Source organism: Nocardiopsis sp. NPDC006832, assembly GCF_040635885.1.
Taxonomy (GTDB): Bacteria; Actinomycetota; Actinomycetes; order Streptosporangiales; family Streptosporangiaceae; genus Nocardiopsis.
The window spans coordinates 1-17,560 of record NZ_JBEYLC010000060.1 but is presented as its reverse complement, the minus strand read 5'-3'; the positions used below and the strand labels follow the sequence as shown (position 1 = coordinate 17,560).

13 protein-coding genes are annotated in these 17,560 nt (G+C 68.2%); 6 read left to right on the top strand and 7 right to left on the bottom strand.

Translation table 11 applies throughout. The annotated features are described in order from the left end of the window. Positions 1 to 84 precede the first annotated feature (84 nt). From ABZ717_RS23160 to galK, 4 genes are read left to right on the top strand one after another with little or no spacing between them, the layout of a single operon-like run. A complete protein-coding gene (locus ABZ717_RS23160) occupies positions 85 to 873 on the top strand; it encodes a DeoR/GlpR family DNA-binding transcription regulator (RefSeq protein WP_358513912.1) in 789 nt (262 codons plus the stop codon). Continuing rightward, positions 870 to 1,901, top strand: a complete 1,032-nt coding sequence (gene galT / locus ABZ717_RS23155; RefSeq protein ID WP_358513910.1) for a galactose-1-phosphate uridylyltransferase — start codon at positions 870 to 872, stop codon at positions 1,899 to 1,901. The genes ABZ717_RS23160 and galT overlap by 4 nt, the downstream gene beginning before the upstream one ends. Beyond that, positions 1,898 to 2,857, top strand: a complete 960-nt coding sequence (gene galE / locus ABZ717_RS23150; RefSeq protein ID WP_358513908.1) for a UDP-glucose 4-epimerase GalE — start codon at positions 1,898 to 1,900, stop codon at positions 2,855 to 2,857. The genes galT and galE overlap by 4 nt, the downstream gene beginning before the upstream one ends. Continuing rightward, on the top strand, positions 2,854 to 4,020 hold the full coding sequence (galK, locus tag ABZ717_RS23145; RefSeq protein ID WP_358513906.1) for a galactokinase: 1,167 nt from the start codon (positions 2,854 to 2,856) through the stop codon (positions 4,018 to 4,020). Before galE ends, galK begins: the two co-directional genes overlap by 4 nt. A 76-nt stretch (positions 4,021 to 4,096) precedes the next feature. Here the strand turns inward: galK and ABZ717_RS23140 are convergent, their stop codons facing one another. The 3 genes from ABZ717_RS23140 to ABZ717_RS23130 all read right to left on the bottom strand — a co-directional run bounded on the left by ABZ717_RS23140 (position 4,097) and on the right by ABZ717_RS23130 (position 8,029). Next, positions 4,097 to 5,254 carry a right-handed parallel beta-helix repeat-containing protein gene (locus ABZ717_RS23140; protein WP_358513904.1) on the bottom strand — a complete coding sequence of 386 codons (1,158 nt, stop codon included), beginning with the start codon at positions 5,252 to 5,254 and terminating at the stop codon, positions 4,097 to 4,099. Between the two features lie 198 nt (positions 5,255 to 5,452). Beyond that, positions 5,453 to 6,466 carry a hypothetical protein gene (locus tag ABZ717_RS23135; protein WP_358513902.1) on the bottom strand — a complete coding sequence of 338 codons (1,014 nt, stop codon included), beginning with the start codon at positions 6,464 to 6,466 and terminating at the stop codon, positions 5,453 to 5,455. 384 nt (positions 6,467 to 6,850) lie between these two features. Then, complete coding sequence (locus tag ABZ717_RS23130; RefSeq protein ID WP_358513900.1) at positions 6,851 to 8,029, bottom strand: macrolide family glycosyltransferase; 1,179 nt, start codon at positions 8,027 to 8,029, stop codon at positions 6,851 to 6,853. Between the two features lie 84 nt (positions 8,030 to 8,113). Here ABZ717_RS23130 and ABZ717_RS23125 point away from each other — a divergent pair, with 84 nt between their 5' ends. Further along, a complete protein-coding gene (locus ABZ717_RS23125; RefSeq protein ID WP_358513898.1) occupies positions 8,114 to 9,049 on the top strand; it encodes a Gfo/Idh/MocA family oxidoreductase in 936 nt (311 codons plus the stop codon). A 33-nt stretch (positions 9,050 to 9,082) separates the two neighbouring features. Here the strand turns inward: ABZ717_RS23125 and ABZ717_RS23120 are convergent, their stop codons facing one another. Further along, positions 9,083 to 9,346, bottom strand: a complete 264-nt coding sequence (locus ABZ717_RS23120) for a GlsB/YeaQ/YmgE family stress response membrane protein (protein WP_358513944.1) — start codon at positions 9,344 to 9,346, stop codon at positions 9,083 to 9,085. A gap of 207 nt (positions 9,347 to 9,553) precedes the next feature. Between ABZ717_RS23120 and ABZ717_RS23115 the strand changes: the two genes are divergently transcribed. Continuing rightward, positions 9,554 to 11,689, top strand: a complete 2,136-nt coding sequence (locus ABZ717_RS23115) for a tetratricopeptide repeat protein (RefSeq protein WP_358513896.1) — start codon at positions 9,554 to 9,556, stop codon at positions 11,687 to 11,689. A gap of 405 nt (positions 11,690 to 12,094) precedes the next feature. On the opposite strand, the gene ABZ717_RS23110 is transcribed toward ABZ717_RS23115, so the two are convergent. The 3 genes from ABZ717_RS23110 to ABZ717_RS23100 all read right to left on the bottom strand — a co-directional run bounded on the left by ABZ717_RS23110 (position 12,095) and on the right by ABZ717_RS23100 (position 17,331). Then, entirely contained in the window at positions 12,095 to 13,336 is a 1,242-nt protein-coding gene (locus ABZ717_RS23110) for a hypothetical protein (RefSeq protein ID WP_358513894.1), read from the bottom strand. 374 nt (positions 13,337 to 13,710) lie between these two features. After that, positions 13,711 to 16,818: a BTAD domain-containing putative transcriptional regulator gene (locus ABZ717_RS23105; protein ID WP_358513892.1), complete on the bottom strand. Its 3,108-nt coding sequence runs from the start codon at positions 16,816 to 16,818 to the stop codon at positions 13,711 to 13,713. A 348-nt stretch (positions 16,819 to 17,166) separates the two neighbouring features. Then, entirely contained in the window at positions 17,167 to 17,331 is a 165-nt protein-coding gene (locus ABZ717_RS23100; RefSeq protein WP_358513890.1) for a hypothetical protein, read from the bottom strand. Between the last annotated feature and the right edge of the window lie 229 nt (positions 17,332 to 17,560).

Here is a 17,560-nt window from a genome sequence, read left to right as displayed (position 1 = left end):
AACCAGACCCCCATTGACAGTGACCGACCAGCCAATGAGACTTTGATTCAACAGAATCCAACATTTTCGATCACAGGGGGCAGGATGCTGGCCGCGCAACGACAGGAGCTGATCCTCGATCGGCTCCGGCAGGACGGAAGCGTCCGCGTCACCGACCTCGTCGCGTCCCTGGCCGTGTCCGACATGACCATCCGACGCGACCTCGACACCCTGGAGGGACGCGGCGCCCTGCGCAAGGTGCACGGCGGCGCGGTCGCCCCCGAGGGCCCCCGCACCGAGGAACCGGGCTTCCAGGCCAAGTCGACCCGGCAGGCGGCCGAGAAGCACGCCATCGCGCGGGCCGTGGCCGACCTCGTCGAACCGAACAGCGCCGTCGGCCTGTCCGCCGGGACCACCACGGCGCTGGTCGCCGAGTACCTGCGCGACACCCCCGGTCTCACCGTCATCACCAACTCGCTGCCCGTCGCCGAGGTCTTCCACCGCTCGGAGCGCTCCGACCAGACCGTCGCGCTGACCGGCGGGTTCCGCACCCCCTCCGACGCCCTCGTGGGCCCGCTCGCCCTCGCCTCCGTACACGGGATCAACCTGGACACCCTGGTCCTGGGCGTGCACGGCATGCACGAACGGGCCGGATTCACCACACCCAACCTGATGGAGTCCGAGACCAACCGCGCCCTGGTGGAGTCCGCCGCGACCCTGGTGGTCGCCGCCGACTCCAGTAAGTGGGACACCGTCGGAATCAGCACCATCACCCCCTTGAACCGCTGCGACGTGCTCGTCACCGACGACGGGCTCGCCACGGACGCCCGACACACCCTTCAAGACCACGTGGGCGACCTCGTGGTCACCGACGTCCCCCGGGAGACCGGATGAGAAAGACCACCGCGCGCCTGGCCGACGGCCGCGAGATCATCTACTTCGACGAATCCGAAGACGCGCACCGCGAACTCCATGACCCCCGCGACCTGCCCGAACGGGCCCCCGGATCCGAACTGCGCCGGGATCCGCTGACCCGCGAGCAGGTCGTGGTGGCCGCGCACCGCCAGAGCCGCACCCACCTACCGCCCAGCGACCAGTGCCCGCTGTGCCCCTCCACCGTCGACCGGCACACCGAGGTCCCCGCCGCCGACTACGACGTGGTCGCGTTCGAGAACCGCTTCCCGTCGCTCAGCGGTGACGAGGGACGCTGCGAGGTGCTCTGCTTCTCCTCCGACCACGACACCTCGATGGCACAGCTGGGCAGCGCCCGTGTGCGCACCATCGTCGACGCCTGGGCCGATCGCAGCGCCGCGCTCGCCGAACGGCCCGGCATCGAGCAGGTGTACTGCTTCGAGAATCGGGGCGAGGAGATCGGGGTGACCCTGAGCCACCCGCACGGTCAGATCTACGCGCTGCCGTTCGTCACCCCCCGCACCACCTCCGTGGTGGCCTCGGCCCGCGCACACCGGGAGGAGACCGGCGGCGACCTGTTCGAGGACATCCTGTCCGCCGAACGCGAGGGGCCGCGCGTGGTGCTGCGGAACGAGCACTGGACCGCGTTCGTGCCCGAGGCCGCCCGCTGGCCGGTGGAGGTGCACGTCTACCCGCATCGCGACGTCCCCGACCTGCCCTCGCTCGACGACGCCGAACGTGACGCCTTCGCGGAGCTGTACACCGACCTGCTCGGCGGGCTCGACCGGCTCTTCGACAAGCCGCTGCCCTACATCTCCGCCTGGCACCAGGCGCCCGTCCGCGACTCCGAGGCCCGGGACCTGTCCCGGCTGCGGCTGGAGATCTTCTCCATCCGCCGCGCCGAGAACAAACTCAAGTACCTCGCCGGCACCGAGTCCGGCATGGGCGTGTTCATCAACGACATCGCGCCCGAGACCACCGCCCAACGCATCCGAGAGGCCACCCCGTGAAACTCCTCGTCACCGGCGGCGCCGGTTATGTCGGCAGCGTCGTCACAGCACTGCTGTTGGAGGTAGGGCACGAGGTCACCGTGCTCGACGTGCTCTCCGCCGGTCACCGCGACGCCGTCCCCGGCGGAGCCTCCTTCGTCGAGGGGGACATCCACGACGCGACCCGAGTCCTCGACCCCTCCTTCGACGCCGTGCTGCACTTCGCCGGAAAATCCCTGGTGGGCGAGTCCGCGCAGGACCCCGGACCGTACTGGCACACCAACGTCGGCGGCACCCTCGCCCTGCTGGAGGCCATGCGCGAACACGGTGTGGACCGGCTGGTGTTCTCCTCCACCGCCGCCACCTACGGTGACCCCACCTCGGACACGCCACTGCGCGAGACCGACCCGGCCTCGCCCACCAACCCCTACGGCGCGGGCAAGCTCGCCGTGGACCACATGCTCACCGGGTGGGCGCGCGCCCACGGTCTGGGCGCCATCAGCCTGCGCTACTTCAACGTCGCCGGGGCGCACGGCGGGCTCGGCGAGCGGCACGACCCGGAGACCCACCTCATCCCCAACCTGTTGAAGGTGGCCACCGGGGAGGTGGAGCACGCCTCGGTGCACGGCACCGACTACCCCACCCCCGACGGCACCGCGATCCGGGACTACCTGCACGTTCGCGACCTGGCCGACGCCCACTCGCGCGCCCTGGAGCACCTGGAACCGGGCACGCACCGGATCCACAACCTGGGCAGCGGCGGCGGATACAGCGTCCGCGAGGTGCTGGACGCGGTCCGACGGATCACCGGCCACCCCGTTCCCGTGGTCGACGGTCCCCGACGCGCGGGCGACCCCGCCATCCTCGTGGCGGCCAACGACCGGGCCCGCGCCGAACTCGGTTGGTCGCCCACTCGCGGTCTGGACGAGATCGTGGCCGACGCCTGGGAGTTCACCCGAAAGCGGGTGGAGACGTGAGCGGGCCATCGTACGTGGACGAGTGGGGACTGGCGGGCCGATTCCAGGAGGCGTTCGGTCGCGGGCCGGAAGGGATGTGGGTCGCCCCTGGGCGGATCAACCTCATCGGCGAGCACACCGACTACAACGACGGTTTCGCGCTGCCGATGGCCTTGCCGCACAGCCTGACCATCGCGGCGGCCCGCCGCACGGACGGGCGGGTGGGTGTGCGATCGTCGCAGTTCCCCGGCGCCCACGAATTCGACCTGTCGGGTCTGGCCCCGGGCACGGTCCCGGAGGGCGCCGCCTACCAGGCGGGCTCACTGTGGGCCCTGCTCGACGAGGGGCACCGGATCGGCGGGCTCGACCTGCTGGTGGACAGCACCATCCCGGCCGGCAGCGGACTGTCGACCTCGGCCGCGCTGTGCTGCGCGACGATCCTGGCCGCCACCGGGCTGTACGGCGACGAACCCGCCCCGGCCGAGGTCGCGCGCCTGGCACAGCGCGCCGAGAACGACTTCGTCGGCATGCCCTGCGGGATCATGGACCAGTCCGCGGTGATGCTGTCCGACGAGGGGCGGGCGTTGTTCCTGGACTGTCGTTCCCTGGCCACCGAACAGGAGCCGTTCGACCTCGCCGCGCACGGCATGGCCCTGCTGGTGGTGGACACCAAGGCACCGCGTCGACTGGTGGAGGGCGCCTACGCCGAACGCCGGCGGACCTGCGAGGACGCCGCCCGGCTCCTCGGGGTGCGGGCGCTGCGCGACGTCACCGTCGAGGCGTTGCCCAAGGCCCTGGCGGAACTGCCCGACGAGCTCACCCGCGCCCGGACCCGGCACATCGTGACGGAGAACGACCGGGTCCTCAAGACGGTGGAACTGCTGCGCGGCGGGCGACCGCGCGAAGTGGGCGCGCTGTTCACCGCCTCGCACGTCTCCCTGCGCGACGACTTCGAGGTGAGCGTCCCCGAGGTCGACACGGCGGTGGACGCGGCGCTGACCGCGGGTGCGCTGGGCGCGCGGATCACCGGAGGCGGTTTCGGTGGCTGCGTGATCGCGCTCGTGGACGACGATCGGGTCGGCCCCTGCGGTGAAGCGGTACGTGCGGCCTTCGCCGAACGTGGTTTCGGCGCTCCGGACGTGTTCACCGCGCTGCCGTCCAAGGGGGCGCACCGCCTGCGCTGATCAGTGGATTTCTGCAAACGCTTGCCGGTGGCGCCGGACCGGATCCGAAAGGGTCCGGCGCCACCGTCGGGCCGGGTCAGGACGTGGTGTCGATGACCCCGGTGCCCGCGTAGGCCTCGACGTCCGCCTTGGCGTCCGCGGGGCTCTGGGCGGTGTAGTCGTAGGGCACCGTGAAGTCGGTGGTCGACTCCAGGTGCTCGTGCGGGGTGCCGTTGGTGAACTCGTTGTCCACCAGGTTCCAGTAGCCGGTCTCGGAGCTGCCGTACCACCAGCCGACCGGACCCTCGATCTGGCCGTCCTGGCTGTCGGTGTCACCGGAGCCGACGTTGTCGAAGTGGTTGCCCTCGACCAGCACCTGGGCACCCATACGGGCGTTGATCGCCGAACCGTCGATGTCCTCGAACACGTTGTTCAGCATGTGCACGTCCGCGTGCCGGATCAGCGGCACACGGGTGTTGAGGTTGCTGAAGTGGTTGTGGTGGTAGGTGATGAGGTCCGGGGCGGCGTCGGCCGAGTCGTTGTGGCCGACCAGCGACGTCTTCCAGTGGTCGCTGAACCGGTTCCAGGAGACGGTGACGTACTCGGAACCGTGTTTGATGTCGACCAGGCCGTCGTAGTGGTCCTTGTCGACGCCCTCCTTCTCACTACTGAAGTCGTTGTGGTCGATCCACACGTTGGAGCTCTGTTCGGTGACCTCCAGCGCGTCGCCCTCGCCCTGGGAGACGTGGTGGATGTTCAGGTTGCGGAAGACGACGTTCTCCGAACGGGTGACCTTGAAGCCGATCCCGTCGAACTCACCCGAGTCGCCGACGCCGAGGATGGACACGTTGGCCAGGTCCTTGACGTCGATCTTCTGCTCGTCGACCTGGTCTGCGGTGACCGTGACGTCGACGTGGACGACCACTCCGTCGCCACCGTCGTCGTGGTCGTTGAGGAGTTCGTACAGTGCCTCGCCCGGGGTGCTCTCCGCACTCCAGGAGGCGTACTCGCTCAGGACGTACTCCTCGACGCCGTCGCCGCCGAAACCGCCGGTGGTGCCGCCGTTCATGGCGGCGTAGCCCACGGGGGTCTCGCTGTGCGGGTCGGCGAGGGTCCGCGGGTCCGAGCCCGAGGTGAGTTCTCCGTCGACCTGCTGACCGGGGACCACGAACCAGGCCCCGGCGAGCAGTGCCGCGCCGCCCACGGCGGCCATCGCCACGGGGGTGGCGGGTCGTCTCCTGCGCTGGATGGACATGGGGGTGCCTCTCTGCCGGTGGGGGTCAGGGGATATCAGCGGGGTCGTCCGCACCGGCCGTGTGACCCGACCGCACTCCGAATGCGCACCGGCCCTGAGGCCAGATTGCTGCAAACGGTTGCAGTCGCCCCATCGTCAACGCCCGGCCACACGCTGTCAAGGGAGGTTCCCGCGAAAACCCCGCGGGAGCGCGAACTCCTAGAGGTGGCGGCGGACCCGTTCGGCGGCGGTGGTGTCGCCGATCCGCTCGTAGAGGCGTTCCGCCTCCACGAGGTGCCCACGCCAGTCGTCCTCCCGGTTCAACTGCCCCAGACCGGCCAGGAGTTCGCACACACGGGCCAACGACGAGACCTGGTCGTACTTCTCGAAGTCCTCTCGTGCCTCGTGCAACTCCTCGCGGGCGTCGGCGAAGCGGCGCGCGGCGATGAACGCCCGGCCACGTTCCGATCGGACCTTGGCCGCGTTCACCTCGTCCGGTACGGCGTCCTCACCCGTACCGGCGAAGACCGCCATGGCCACGTCCAAGCGCTCCATGGCGTGCTCGAACCTGCCCGAGTTGAGCAGTGAGCGACCGACCAGCAATTCGAGGACGGCGATCCCGTGCGGCCACCCCAACGCCACCTTGAGGGGGCGGACGCGTTCGAACAGCGACAGCGCCGCGTCGTCCCGGCGGTCCCGCTGGGCCACGATGCCCCGACCCTCCAAGGCGGCGGCACGTCCGCGGTCGTCCTCATCGGCGTCGGCCAGGGTCAGGGCGGCCTCGAACTCCCGGTCGGCGCCGGTGAGCTCCCCGGTTTCGAGCAGCGTCAGTCCGAGCAGGTTGCGTGTGCGGGCCTCCCAGGCCGTGTCCTCCATGTCGCGGGCGGAGGCCGACGCGGCGCGCAGCAGCTCCACCAGTTCCGGTGCGCGGCCGGTTCCGCGCAGGTGGACCTCCAACGACTCCGTGATCCGGCAGACCGTCAGGTGGTTCCGGCTCTCCTTCGCCCCACGGGCACAGGAGACCAGGGATTCGGTGTTGGCGGCCATCCAGTTCCCGGCGTCCGTCGCGTCCGTGAAGACGGGAAGGTCGAGGTGAGTGGATTCGTCGGGCAGGGCCAGGTTCCATCGGCCGCAGATGAGGGCGGCGGCACGGACCGCGGCCTCGGACAGGTGGTCGGCGAACACGGATTCGAGCGCCTCCCGGTCCACGGTCGGCTCGGGGTCAAGGCTCATCGGGTCAAGTCTCACCACATCGTCCCCCTTCAATGGTGAGCGCAGAGCATGCGGGGTGCGTCGGACCACGGAAAAACTTGGGTCCGGTGAACTTCGGGGAGTGTTCATCGACAGTGGACAGGCGGGAACGCCGCGCTCGGCGTGGGGTGTTCGCCCCCCGCCGCTCGCTTCCCTCCCTCGGGCCGAGGTGGGCCGGCTCCCTCTTTCCGGCCCGTGCCTCGGCACTCGATCCCAGAGAATCCATGATGGTGGAGGACAAGGGGTTCCACCAGGGGATTACGGAATCCGTACCGGGCGCCGCGATGACCATTCATCGACCAAAGCCCGAACGACCTGTGGATTCGTCGATGACGGCAACGGGGCCGGCGTCCGCATCCGGCCACGTCAGGCGAGGTCCGCTCCTTCGTCGAGAAGCCCTTCGACGGCGTCGGCGGCGGCCCCGGCGCCGCCCGCCTCGTCGATCCGATCACGCATCCACCGCAGGCGTTCTCGCACGTTCGGGTCGTGGGCGACCTCCTCCACCGCCCGCCACAGGGAGTCGCCGTCGACCGTGTCCGGATCCAGGGCACGCCCGAGCGCGAGCTGTCGGATCCGATCGGCGTTGGCGCGTTGCTCGGCCATCTGGGGCAGGGCGACCAGGGGCACCTCGTTGGCCAGGCCCTCCATGGTGCCGCCCATGCCGGCATGGGTGACGAAGACGGTGGCGTGCCGCAGGACGGAGAGTTGGGGCACCTGGGCGTGGACCTCGACGTTGGGTGGCAGGTCGCCCAGGGCGTCGGGATCCGTTTCCCCGATCGACATGACCACGTGCCAGGGGCGCCCTTGTGCGGCGCGGGCGATCTCCCGGTAGAGCTCGGGGCGCTCGTTGTAGGCGGTGCCCAACGAGACCAACAGGACCGGGTCTTCGTTGGGCGGGGTCCACTCCTGTTGGAAGGAGCGGCCGGTCAGGGCCGGGCCGACGAACAGGTGGGTGTCGGCGAAGGATTCGCCCTCGTACTGGAAGGCCTTGGGCAGGGTGACCAGGCGCAACGCGGCACCGGTTCCCATCATGAACGCGCCCCCGTCGGCGAACCCCTGGGAGCGTGCGTAGCGGATCATCCGGAACACGGTGAGCAGGAAGCGCGGGTTCAGCGGGTTGATCCTGGTGTGGTCGTGGTGCAGCGACCAGTGCTTGTTGCTCACCAGGTTGGGCCAGTTCTCGACGGTCGGGACGCCCCAACGGTGGGCGAGCAGCCGTCCCCACCAGGCCAGCGTGGCGTCGTGCACCACCAGGTCGGGAGCCTCCCGATCGACCTGGTCGGCGTGGACGACCTTGATCTCTTCCAGTAGTGAGCCCATGGCGCGGATCAGCTCCGCGCCGTGCATCTGGGGTGACTCACCTTGTCCCTGCCAGGTCGTGGGGGTGGGCACGTGTTCGGCGCCGGTCTCGATGATCCGGTCGGCGAAGGCCTCGGGGGCGGCGAAGGTGACCCGGTGTCCGCGCCGGACGAGCTCGGTGGCCAGTCCGAGAAGGGGGTTGACGTGTCCGGAACCGTTGGGGGCGAAGAAGGCGATGTGGGCCATGCGGGCAATCTACCCCTCCCCCTTGTTGGGAGCGTTCCCATGCGTCAAGGTGCTCAAGGTTGATTCCTGATCTGGGAGGGACGCATGGGACTGCGATTCGGACTGTTGGGCACCGGTTACTGGGCCCGCGAGACACAAGGGGCGGCGCTGGCCGCGCACCCGGAGGCGGAGCTCGTCGGGGTGTGGGGGCGAGACCCCGCCAAGGCCGCTCACCTGGCCGAACACCTCGGCACCCGACCCTACGACGACGTGGACGCGCTCATCACCGATGTCGACGCCGTCGCCATCGCCCTGCCGCCGAACATCCAAGGGGACCTCGCGCTGCGAGCGGCCAGGGCCGGCCGTCACCTGCTGCTGGACAAACCGGTGTCCCTGGGTCTGGACGTGGCCGACGCCCTGGTGAGCGAGGTCGAGTCGCGTGGGTCGGCCTCGGTCGTGTTCTTCACCAACCGCTTCTCCGACAACGTGAACGAGTTCCTGCGCACCGCGACCACCGAAGGTGGCTGGCACGGTGCCCGGGCCACCCTGTTCGCCTCCATCTTCCAGCCGGGCAACCCTTACGGCGCTTCGCCCTGGCGTCGGGAGAAGGGCGGCCTGTGGGACGTGGGGCCGCACCTGCTCTCGGTGGTGCTGCCCGTGCTCGGGCCGGTCGTGGAGGTCACCGCGCTGAACGGCCCCCGGGACAGCGTGCACCTGCTGACCCACCACCGGGGCGGGGCCGTCGGATCCTTCTCGGTCACCCTGGACGCGGCCCCCGCGGCCAAGGCGTTCGACATCGACCTCTATGGGGAACCTGGTTGGCGTTCGGTCCCCGGAGGTGATCGGAGCGCCGTGGAGGCCTTCGGATCCGCGATCGACCGACTGCTGACCCAGGCGGCCGGGGATCGGGGCGATCCGTGCGACCTGCGGTTCGGCCGCGACGTCGTGGCGGTGTTGACCGCCGCCGAGGAGTCCGCCCACTCCGGTCGGACCGTACACGTGGCCGAGGCCACCGGATCGGATCCGGTGACCTCGGGTTGAGAGTCGCGGGTGAGCGCGGGTGAGTGCCGCCGGTCAGGCGGTCTTGCCCGTGTTCTTCGAATACATCCCGTCGGCGAGGTAGACGATTCCCGCCGCCACCAGGACCTGAATGATCAGGACCAGGAGCCAGGCGGAGGTGAAGAAGCTGGCGATCCACCCGCCGAGGAAGGCGGCCACGATGCCCAGGACCAAGGTCAGCCAGATCGGCAGGTGCTGTTTGCCGGGAACGATGAGCCGCCCCAGGGCACCGATGATGATGCCGACGATGAGTGCGCTGATGATGCCGGTGATCTCCACAAGACCTCCCACAGTTGGACGCACCTCCGTCGTTCCCGAACACACCGGAAGAACACTGCTTCTCCGTCCCTGATTCAAACCCTTTGCCGCCTTTTGGGAACTTCTCTTACTTTCCCCTCTCCCGTCCAGCAAAGGAATACATCCGACGTCCTGGGGCACAACCCTCTCTGTCGATCCCTCTGTCGATGTCGAGAGAAAAGCTCCTTCATGCCCCCTCAGGAAGGTGACCGGCGCACCCCCGTCGACAACACCACGGGGGCCGTGCACGGCGGAACGGTGATCCAGACCGGGACCATCCACGGCTCCGTGCACCTGGTAACGGCCGGCTCCGACCCCGTTCCCCGACAGTTGCCGATGCCGCCCCGCATCTTTACCGACCGTGCGACCGAGTTCCGTCGTCTGGAGACCCTTCGGCACGAGGTCGCCAGTGAGGGACACGGACGGATCATGGTGCTCACCGGTCCCGGAGGCGTGGGCAAGACCGCCCTGGCCACCCGTTTCCTCGACACGATCGCGGAGCACTTCCCCGACGGCACCCTGTACACCGACCTCCAGGGGTTCACCGAGTCCGGACCCACCGACGCCTCGGACGTCCTGGACGCCTTTCTCCGGGCCATGGGGACCGAACCCGCCGCGATTCCCCATTCCTTCGACACCCGGGCGGCGGCCTTCCGCAGCCGGACCCACGGGAAACGGATCGCCCTCCTGTTGGACAACGCCATGTCGGCGGCCCAGGTCCGGGCGCTCACCCCGGGACAGGGACGGCACCTGGTCGTGGTGACCACACGATTACACCTGACCGGCCTGCGATTGGACGGCGCGGAGTTCCTGGACATCCGGCCGCTGGGTGAGAACGAAGCCCTCGAACTAGTGACGCGCATGCTCGGCGACGGCCGCGCCGGCGACGATCCCACCTCGGCCCGACGGCTCGTGGGCCTGTGCGGGCGGCTCCCCCTGGCCCTGCGCGCCGCCGTCAGCGGTCTCGCCCTGCGCCCCCACCAACCCCTGGACCGGCTGGTCTCGCGTCTGACCGACGAGGGCGAGCGTCTCGCCGCGCTCAGCCACACCCGGGAGCTCTCCGTGGACAGCGTGTTCACCACCTCCTATCGGGAGCTGTCCGAGCCCGACCGACGTCTGTACCGGTTGTCGGGGGTGCTGCCGGCCCGCGACCTGACCGTCGAGGTCGCCGCGGCGTTGCTGGCCACGGACCCGTCCGACGCCGAGAACCGCCTGGACCATCTGGTGGCGGCCAACCTCCTGGAGGAGACCCCCGGAGGCCGATTCCGTCAACACGACCTGATCCGGTTACACGCCCGCGCCCGGGCAGAAGAGGATGAGCCGGCGGAGGAGATCGAGGAAGCACTGGACCGGGTGCTGGAGTACTACCTGACCACCGCCGCCGCGGCCGACCGGACGATCAACCCCCATCGTTGGGTTCTGGCACCGGTCTTCGATCGCACACCCGTCCGTGACTTCGACACCCATGACGATGCCCTGAACTGGTTATCGGAGGAACTGCCTTCGTTGCGGTCCTGCGTGCACGCCGCCCATGACAGCGGACGTCACTCGACCTGCTGGCAGCTGTGCGAGACCCTCCGCAACCTGTTCACCCTGCGACGGCACTACCTGATCTGGCACGAGTGCTACACAATCGGTCTGGCCTCCGGCGACGCACTCGGAGACGCGGGGGTGCAGGCCTGCATGCTGCTGGCCCTGGCCGACGCCCAACGGAGCATGGGAGACCCGGAGGAGGCCTACGGCGGTTACCACCGTTCCCTGGAACTGTGGGAGCGCATCGGTCATCTCGATGGTGCGGCCAGCAGCCTGGAGGGATGCGGGATGAGCGAGTTGGACCTGGGCAGGCCCGCCCGGGCGATACCGCACTTCCGGAAGGCGATCGACATATACGAGGCCACCGGTCCGGAACGCGGGGTCACCCTCATGCTGCGTCGTCTGGGGAGGGCCACCCGGGACTCGGGCGAGTACCGAGCGGCCATTCCCTACTTCCTGAGGGCTCTGGAGGGTTTCGGCGCCGACGACGACGCCTACATGAGGGCCAGGACCCTTGGCGAACTCGCCGCCGCCCACCTCGCGCTCGAAGACGCGGTGCGGGCGGAGGAACACCTGGACGAAGCGCTCCCCCTGGCGACGAGGGTCGGCGCCTCCGCCGAGATCGCCGGGCTGAGGGTCATGCGCGCCGACGCGTTCCTCATGAGTGGGAACGCCGACGGCGCACGCGTGGAACTCACTCGGGCACTCGCCATCTACACGTCACTCGCAGATCCTCGGACCGAAGGAACCCGACGGCGACTCGACTCCCTGGCTCCCAACGAGGACGGGTGAGGTCGAACCCGATCGGCCAACGGCCCGGTGCGGCCCCCATGAGATTCCACGACCACCAAGCGTGGGCGAAGGACGCGAGCAGCCGCGCCACGCCCTGTCCCGATTCCTCCCAGGGTAGGCACGGAAGACGCCGGCGAACACCGTCCGTCCAACCCCTGGCGCGGATTCCTCCGTCCGGCCCGGCCACGACCGCACACCCGGGAAGGACGTCCAGGAGCCGATCGGCGTCCGCGGCGTGCCGCTGGATGGACAGGACCACGTCGGCCGCCCGGAGCCACCGGTCCTCCACCCCTCCGTCCGCGACCACGAGCAGGTGTTCGTCGACGAAACCGCTTCCGCCACGAGTCGAGCGCAACTCGACCGCGCACCACGTCACCCGGGGCGCCGAGCCCTCCGCCGGGGCTCTCACCGGTCCTCCGTTCCGTAGTGGAAGAAGGTGGGCGAGCGGAGAGGAGCCGGCACGGCGGTGTCACCCGGTTCCGGGAGGCCCAGAAGACGGTAGATCAGCTCGCGCACCAACGCGGCGGCCCGACCGGGCTCGGAGGTCAGCAGCGAGCGGTAGAGGTCGGTCACGCCCGGGTCGTGGCGACCGATCACGGTCTCCAGCTGCGCCGGCAACGACCGCTCCGGGTCGTGACGCCGTTCCATCCGCAACAGCACCTCCGACTGGGACCCCGGCGCCACCCCCTCCAGGCCCCCTCCCGTCAGCAGAACGGGGTTCCCCAGTGCAGCGGCCATGTAGGTGGTGCTGCCGTGATCGCCGATCACCACGTCGGCGGCCATGAGCAGCCCCAGCCACGAGGAGTTCGGTTCCAACACCCGCAGACCCCGTCGACGCGCGGCGGCCAGCCAAGCCAGGAGTTGCCGCGGGCTGTGGGCCGACCATACGCCGGGATGGACGAGCAGTGCCACGACGTGGTCGCCGGGGAGTGCCGTCATCACCCGCTCGACCAGGCCGGGCTCCATGCCGATCAGGGATTCCCCGCCCCAGGTGGTCGACAGGACGACCAACCTCTCGTCCGCGTCGACACCGGCGGCCTGTCGGAAGCGGTCTCGTTCCGAAGCCGAAGAGGTGGCCCGGTCATAGGCCGGATCCCCCACCACGTGGGTGATCTCCAGGGCCTCGGAGACCACTCGACCGATCGTGTGCCTGTGGTTCACGTGGGGAACCGTTATCGCCGCCGCCGACACCCGGCCATAACGCACCAGGGTCGAGTAGATCGCGTCGACGATGGGGGGCTTCCTGAGCGGTGGCCCGAACCCGGCACCCGGGGGGACCACACTGCTGAACCCCATGCCGTGCGGGACGACCAGTACCGGGGCCCGCAACTGTTCGAGGTGGCTGTTGTGCCCGTTGTTACCGGCGAGGGCGAGATCGAAGTCGTACCGGAGGGCCTGTTCCCAGGTCAGGAGCAGCCCGTCGAACCGCTCCAGGTAGCTCGCCGCGCTCGGGGAGAACCTGGAGTTCTGGGCCAACACGTACACGACCTGGATCCGGGGGTCGTGTTCGAAGAGGGAGACAACGTCTCCCAACCGGTCTCCGGCCTGGTGGTTCTCCACCACGACCGCGACCGTCTTGTCGGTGCGCAGGGTGACCGGGGCGACCGGTCCGTGATTGTCTCGTCTCCAGTGCTGCGTGTGCCCCATCGCCTGTGGACCTTCCCGGTTGATGACTCAATCCGGGTTCCACCCTGCGCCGACCGGCTGAACAGGGGCTGGTGGGAGACCTTGCCGGGAACTTGGAAACCTCATCGCGGACAAGCCCTGACCTTGCACGGACCTTGTCGAGGCATGTCCGCTTTCAGATCACTTGTGTACGCGTATCGGATCGTCGCTGGACACCTGTGAAGGAAGAGAGGTCAGATCCGGGGCAACGGTGCTCTGCGAAGCGAACAAGGCAGGACTTTCCAGGGAAGGGGGTAAATAAGCACCGGTAGCCACATTGCTCCAGTACCAGCAGGCACCTTAACCACACATCTGTCCGTACCGCAGATGGTTGGAGAAAGTCCTCCCGAAGGTCCCTAACCCACCGCTTGGCCCCTTACGTACTGGAACCACTTGATCTTGGAACGCACCTGCTCCAGGTAGGGCGTCGGCATCCGTTCGAGGTGCCGCACCGCCTCCGCCCAGTACGCCAACGCCTCTTCCGGGTCGCCCTTCAAGCTGCTGAGGTCTCCCAGACGTGAGCAGCACATCCCCTCGTTCTGATGCGCACCCGTGCTGGCGGCGACTCCCCTGGCCTCCTGGTACATCACCTCGGCCTCGGAACGACGCTGCTGTGCCGACCGCACGTCCCCGAGAGCTCGCAGAAGGGGTGATCTCGGAAGGGCGAGGTCATGTATCTCGGCCAGTTCGAGACCGTTCAACAAGGTCCACTCGGCCTCGGGAATCCTGCCCAAACCCAACAGGGCGGTTCCCACACCGACCTTGCTCCTGATCATCCCCGTGACGTCACCGGCGGACCAGAACCCTCTCTGGGCCGACTGGAAACTGTCGTAGGCGTCCCTATGCCTGCCCAGGTAGCTCTCCAGAAGTCCCCTGTTGTGCTGAGTACTCGCGATACCGAGAGCGTCACCATAGGCCCGGAACACCCACATACAGCGCTCGTTCAATGCCCGCGCTTCTCTGTGACGCCCCTCCCCGAAGCGCATCTGGAAGAGGTTCATGGCCACGCGTGCCGCCATGTGCTCATCCCCCAACGCCTGGTAGAGCTGTTTGGAAACGAGGAAGTGGCTGGAAGCACGATGGTGTCTTCCGGTCTCGCTCTGACTCAGCGCGAGATGGTTGTAGACCTTCGCGATGCCCCTTTGGTCCCCCAAATCCTGGAACTCGTCGAGAGAGGCCCTGTACTCGGAGATCGCTCGCAGGTGATCATCCTGGTCGGCGTGGAGAAGACCGACCTGGTCCCGGGCATACGGGATGTTCTGCCGACGACCGCACTCCTCCCACAGCGCGATCGCACGACCGAGGAGTTCCTCGACCTCACCCCGATCCATCAGCTTCAACCGCATGACGGCCAACTCGTAGAGAGCGTCCGCCGTGCCGAGGGGATCACTCAACTCACGCCAGGCCTCCACCGCCTCGACGAAGAGCTTTTCCGCCCGGTCCCAGGGGCCGTTGGTCTCCAAGAGCCCGGCCATGGCCAATGGAATCCTCGCCACGTACTCCGTGAACCCTCGTTCCCGGGCGTGTTCAATGACCCTCTCCACCGATGGAAAGGTGTCCGCGAACCACTCTCGTGCCTCTCTCGGGCTCTCGAAGTCCGGAGTGGCCGAACTACGCGTGATCGGGCGCTCCGTTCGTTGGCGCCCCGGCATCGCCGTGCGATCGGCGTTGTCCACGGTGGCCAGGTAGTAGTCCAAGATGCGCCGTTCCACCTCCCACCGCTGTCGCTCGGACATCGTCCGAGCCGCACGTTGGCGGGCGAATCGCCTCACGGAATCGTGCATCCGGTAACGCCCTGGGCTGACCTCGTCCAGGAAATGGACGTCGATCAGCTCATCCAGGGCCTTCTCCGTCTCGTCCCAATCACCTACGGATGCCGCCGCCGCGTGGTCCGGAACCACCGTCGTGGGGTGCAGACCCACACAAAGAAAGACCTGTCGGGCCCACACGTCCAGAGTTTCGTAGGTGTCGATGAAGACCGCCAAAGCCTCCGAATCCGCACCTTGCTCGGACGCCCTCGTATGCCTCTCAAGGTGATCTGCGAGACGGTCCAGGCTCCACGTGAACCGGCGCCTCAGCTGAGCCGAAGCGATCCACAACCCGAGCGGCAACCGATCGGCCAAGGCCACGACCCGGCTCACGCCCTCTTCCTCGACGTCACGCCCGCTGAAGGCGGCGAACATCCGTACAGCGTCTTCTTCGTCCAAAGGTCGTAGCCACAGCCGACGAGCGCCGTGGAGTCCGGCGAGGCTGCGTCTGCTGGTCACGAGTACGACGCTCCCAGCGGCCCCCGGAATCACCGGCACCACCTGGTCGTGGTGGTCCGCGTTGTCCAGGAGAAGGAGCACCCGCCGACCCGCGACCTGATTGCGCCACAGCGCCACACGCGCCTCGGGTTCTGTGGGGATACCGCTGCCCGAAACCCCGAGCATCTGTAACAGGCGGAAGAGGACCTGGTCCGAACTCGCTCCGGTCAAATCGGTCTGCAATCTGACGTCGAAGGCGTCTCGCAGGCGATGAGCGGCGTGCACGGCCAGGCTCGTCTTACCGACTCCGCCCAGGCCATGAATCAAGTGCACCGTCGATCGGCCATCGGAAGCACGCACTGAGGTGAGCAGGGTTTCGAGTTCCTCGTCCCGTCCCAGGAAGTCGGAGACGTCGGCTCGAAGAGTGTCCACTACCTCTCGACGGGGCTCCGCGAGGGGAACGGGTTCGGCCCATCGGCCTTCGTCGCCGTCGGCCTCGGTAAGGATCCGTTGGAAGAGCACTCGTGTTCGGGGACTGGGCTGGATGCCCAACTCGGCGACCGTGTGCTCCCGTAGCTCGGTGTAACACTCGATCGCCTCGGTGTGCCGACCGCACATCTCCAGGGCCTTCATGTGCAGGTACGCCAAGGTCTCGTCACGAGGGTGGTCCTCCAGCCGGAGGAGGGCCTCTTCGGGACCACCGAGGACGAGCCCCACCTCCGCCCACTGGCCGAGCAGACGGCGGTGCCCATGGGCCATGCGCCGCCGTAGGGAATCCGCCCACACCCCGGCGAACTCGGTGAGGGGTTCGCCGTCCCACAACTCCAGGGCCTCTTCCAGGAGCGCGAATGCCGCCGCGTGCTCTCCCCGTTGGGTGAGCTTGCGTGCTTGGTCGGAGAGGTTCCGGGCCCGATGCCAGTCGACCGCGTCGGGGTCGACCTCCAGGGTGTAGGTACTGGACCGACGTTTGATGTCGGTCGGCACGCCCGCGTCCTTGAGGCTTCTCCGGATCCGGCTGCAATAGGAGTAGACACTCGTGTGCACCGAGTCGGGCGGTGCTTCGCCCCAGACGCGGTCGATGAGGGTCGAGGTCGGTACGGGACGACCGACGGACTCTGCCAGTACCGCGAGGACGAGGCGGGCCTTGGGGGAACCCACGTCGACCGATCGGTTCTCGACCAGAATCTGTGGGACCGGGGTGAGGATTCGTATTTCCAACTTGTCACCACCCAACACGAACCATCATGACATCCGAATTACGGATTGCCAAGATTATTGATTCGGTCATCTTCAAAGAGTCCAGAATAAGACCCCATGAACAGGCAGGATACCCGCCAGGCAGGCGACAAACCTCGATGCTCGCATTCACACAGGTCGCGCGGTGTACATTCCGGCCCAATGGCGCTAGCATTCTCGAAACCGTGCACGTGAATTGCGCACGTTCCGCCGCACGTCATTCTGCACATTCCTCGGCACGTGCATATGTTCGGGCATACGAAAGGTGCCGTGTCGAACCCCGCTCGACACGGCACCTCGCTCACGGCCTTGAGCCGTGGCTCCCCGGCCTCAGGCGGCCAGGGTGTGGGAGCGCGGTGTCCGAATCCGCGCCCACAGCCTGCGCAGCCCCGGCCCGCGAGTCTTCACCGAGGCGACGAGACGATCGTGACGGGCCACACGCTCGGCCTCGGCACGGTAGAGGTCGGCGGCCTGGGCGCTGAGGTCGGCGTGCATGGTGGTCTCCTCCGGGGTCTGTGCCGGGGCTGTTCTCCCGACTGATTCCAGATTCGCTCTAAGGCCCCCGGCCGCGCATCGGAAGAGTGCAGCGGATCCGCCTCTCGGGGATGCCTTAGGTCGAACCGCAGACCGCCTTAGAGCGTGTTTGAGAAGGGGTAACGGTCCGGGCACTTCCCCCACGCTGCTGCTGTCAGGCCGCAAGCATGAGCCCCATGCCGCGACGCCC

Bases quoted from the DNA above. Each gene is read 5' to 3' on its own strand.
- ABZ717_RS23160 (WP_358513912.1), top strand. From the start codon at position 85: ATGCTGGCCGCGCAACGACAGGAGCTGATCCTCGATCGGCTCCGGCAG.
- galT (WP_358513910.1), top strand. From the start codon at position 870: ATGAGAAAGACCACCGCGCGCCTGGCCGACGGCCGCGAGATCATCTAC.
- ABZ717_RS23140 (WP_358513904.1), bottom strand. From the start codon at position 5,254: ATGTCCATCCAGCGCAGGAGACGACCCGCCACCCCCGTGGCGATGGCC.
- ABZ717_RS23135 (WP_358513902.1), bottom strand. From the start codon at position 6,466: ATGAGCCTTGACCCCGAGCCGACCGTGGACCGGGAGGCGCTCGAATCC.
- ABZ717_RS23130 (WP_358513900.1), bottom strand. From the start codon at position 8,029: ATGGCCCACATCGCCTTCTTCGCCCCCAACGGTTCCGGACACGTCAAC.
- ABZ717_RS23125 (WP_358513898.1), top strand. From the start codon at position 8,114: ATGGGACTGCGATTCGGACTGTTGGGCACCGGTTACTGGGCCCGCGAG.
- ABZ717_RS23115 (WP_358513896.1), top strand. From the start codon at position 9,554: ATGCCCCCTCAGGAAGGTGACCGGCGCACCCCCGTCGACAACACCACG.
- ABZ717_RS23110 (WP_358513894.1), bottom strand. From the start codon at position 13,336: ATGGGGCACACGCAGCACTGGAGACGAGACAATCACGGACCGGTCGCC.
- ABZ717_RS23100 (WP_358513890.1), bottom strand. From the start codon at position 17,331: ATGCACGCCGACCTCAGCGCCCAGGCCGCCGACCTCTACCGTGCCGAG.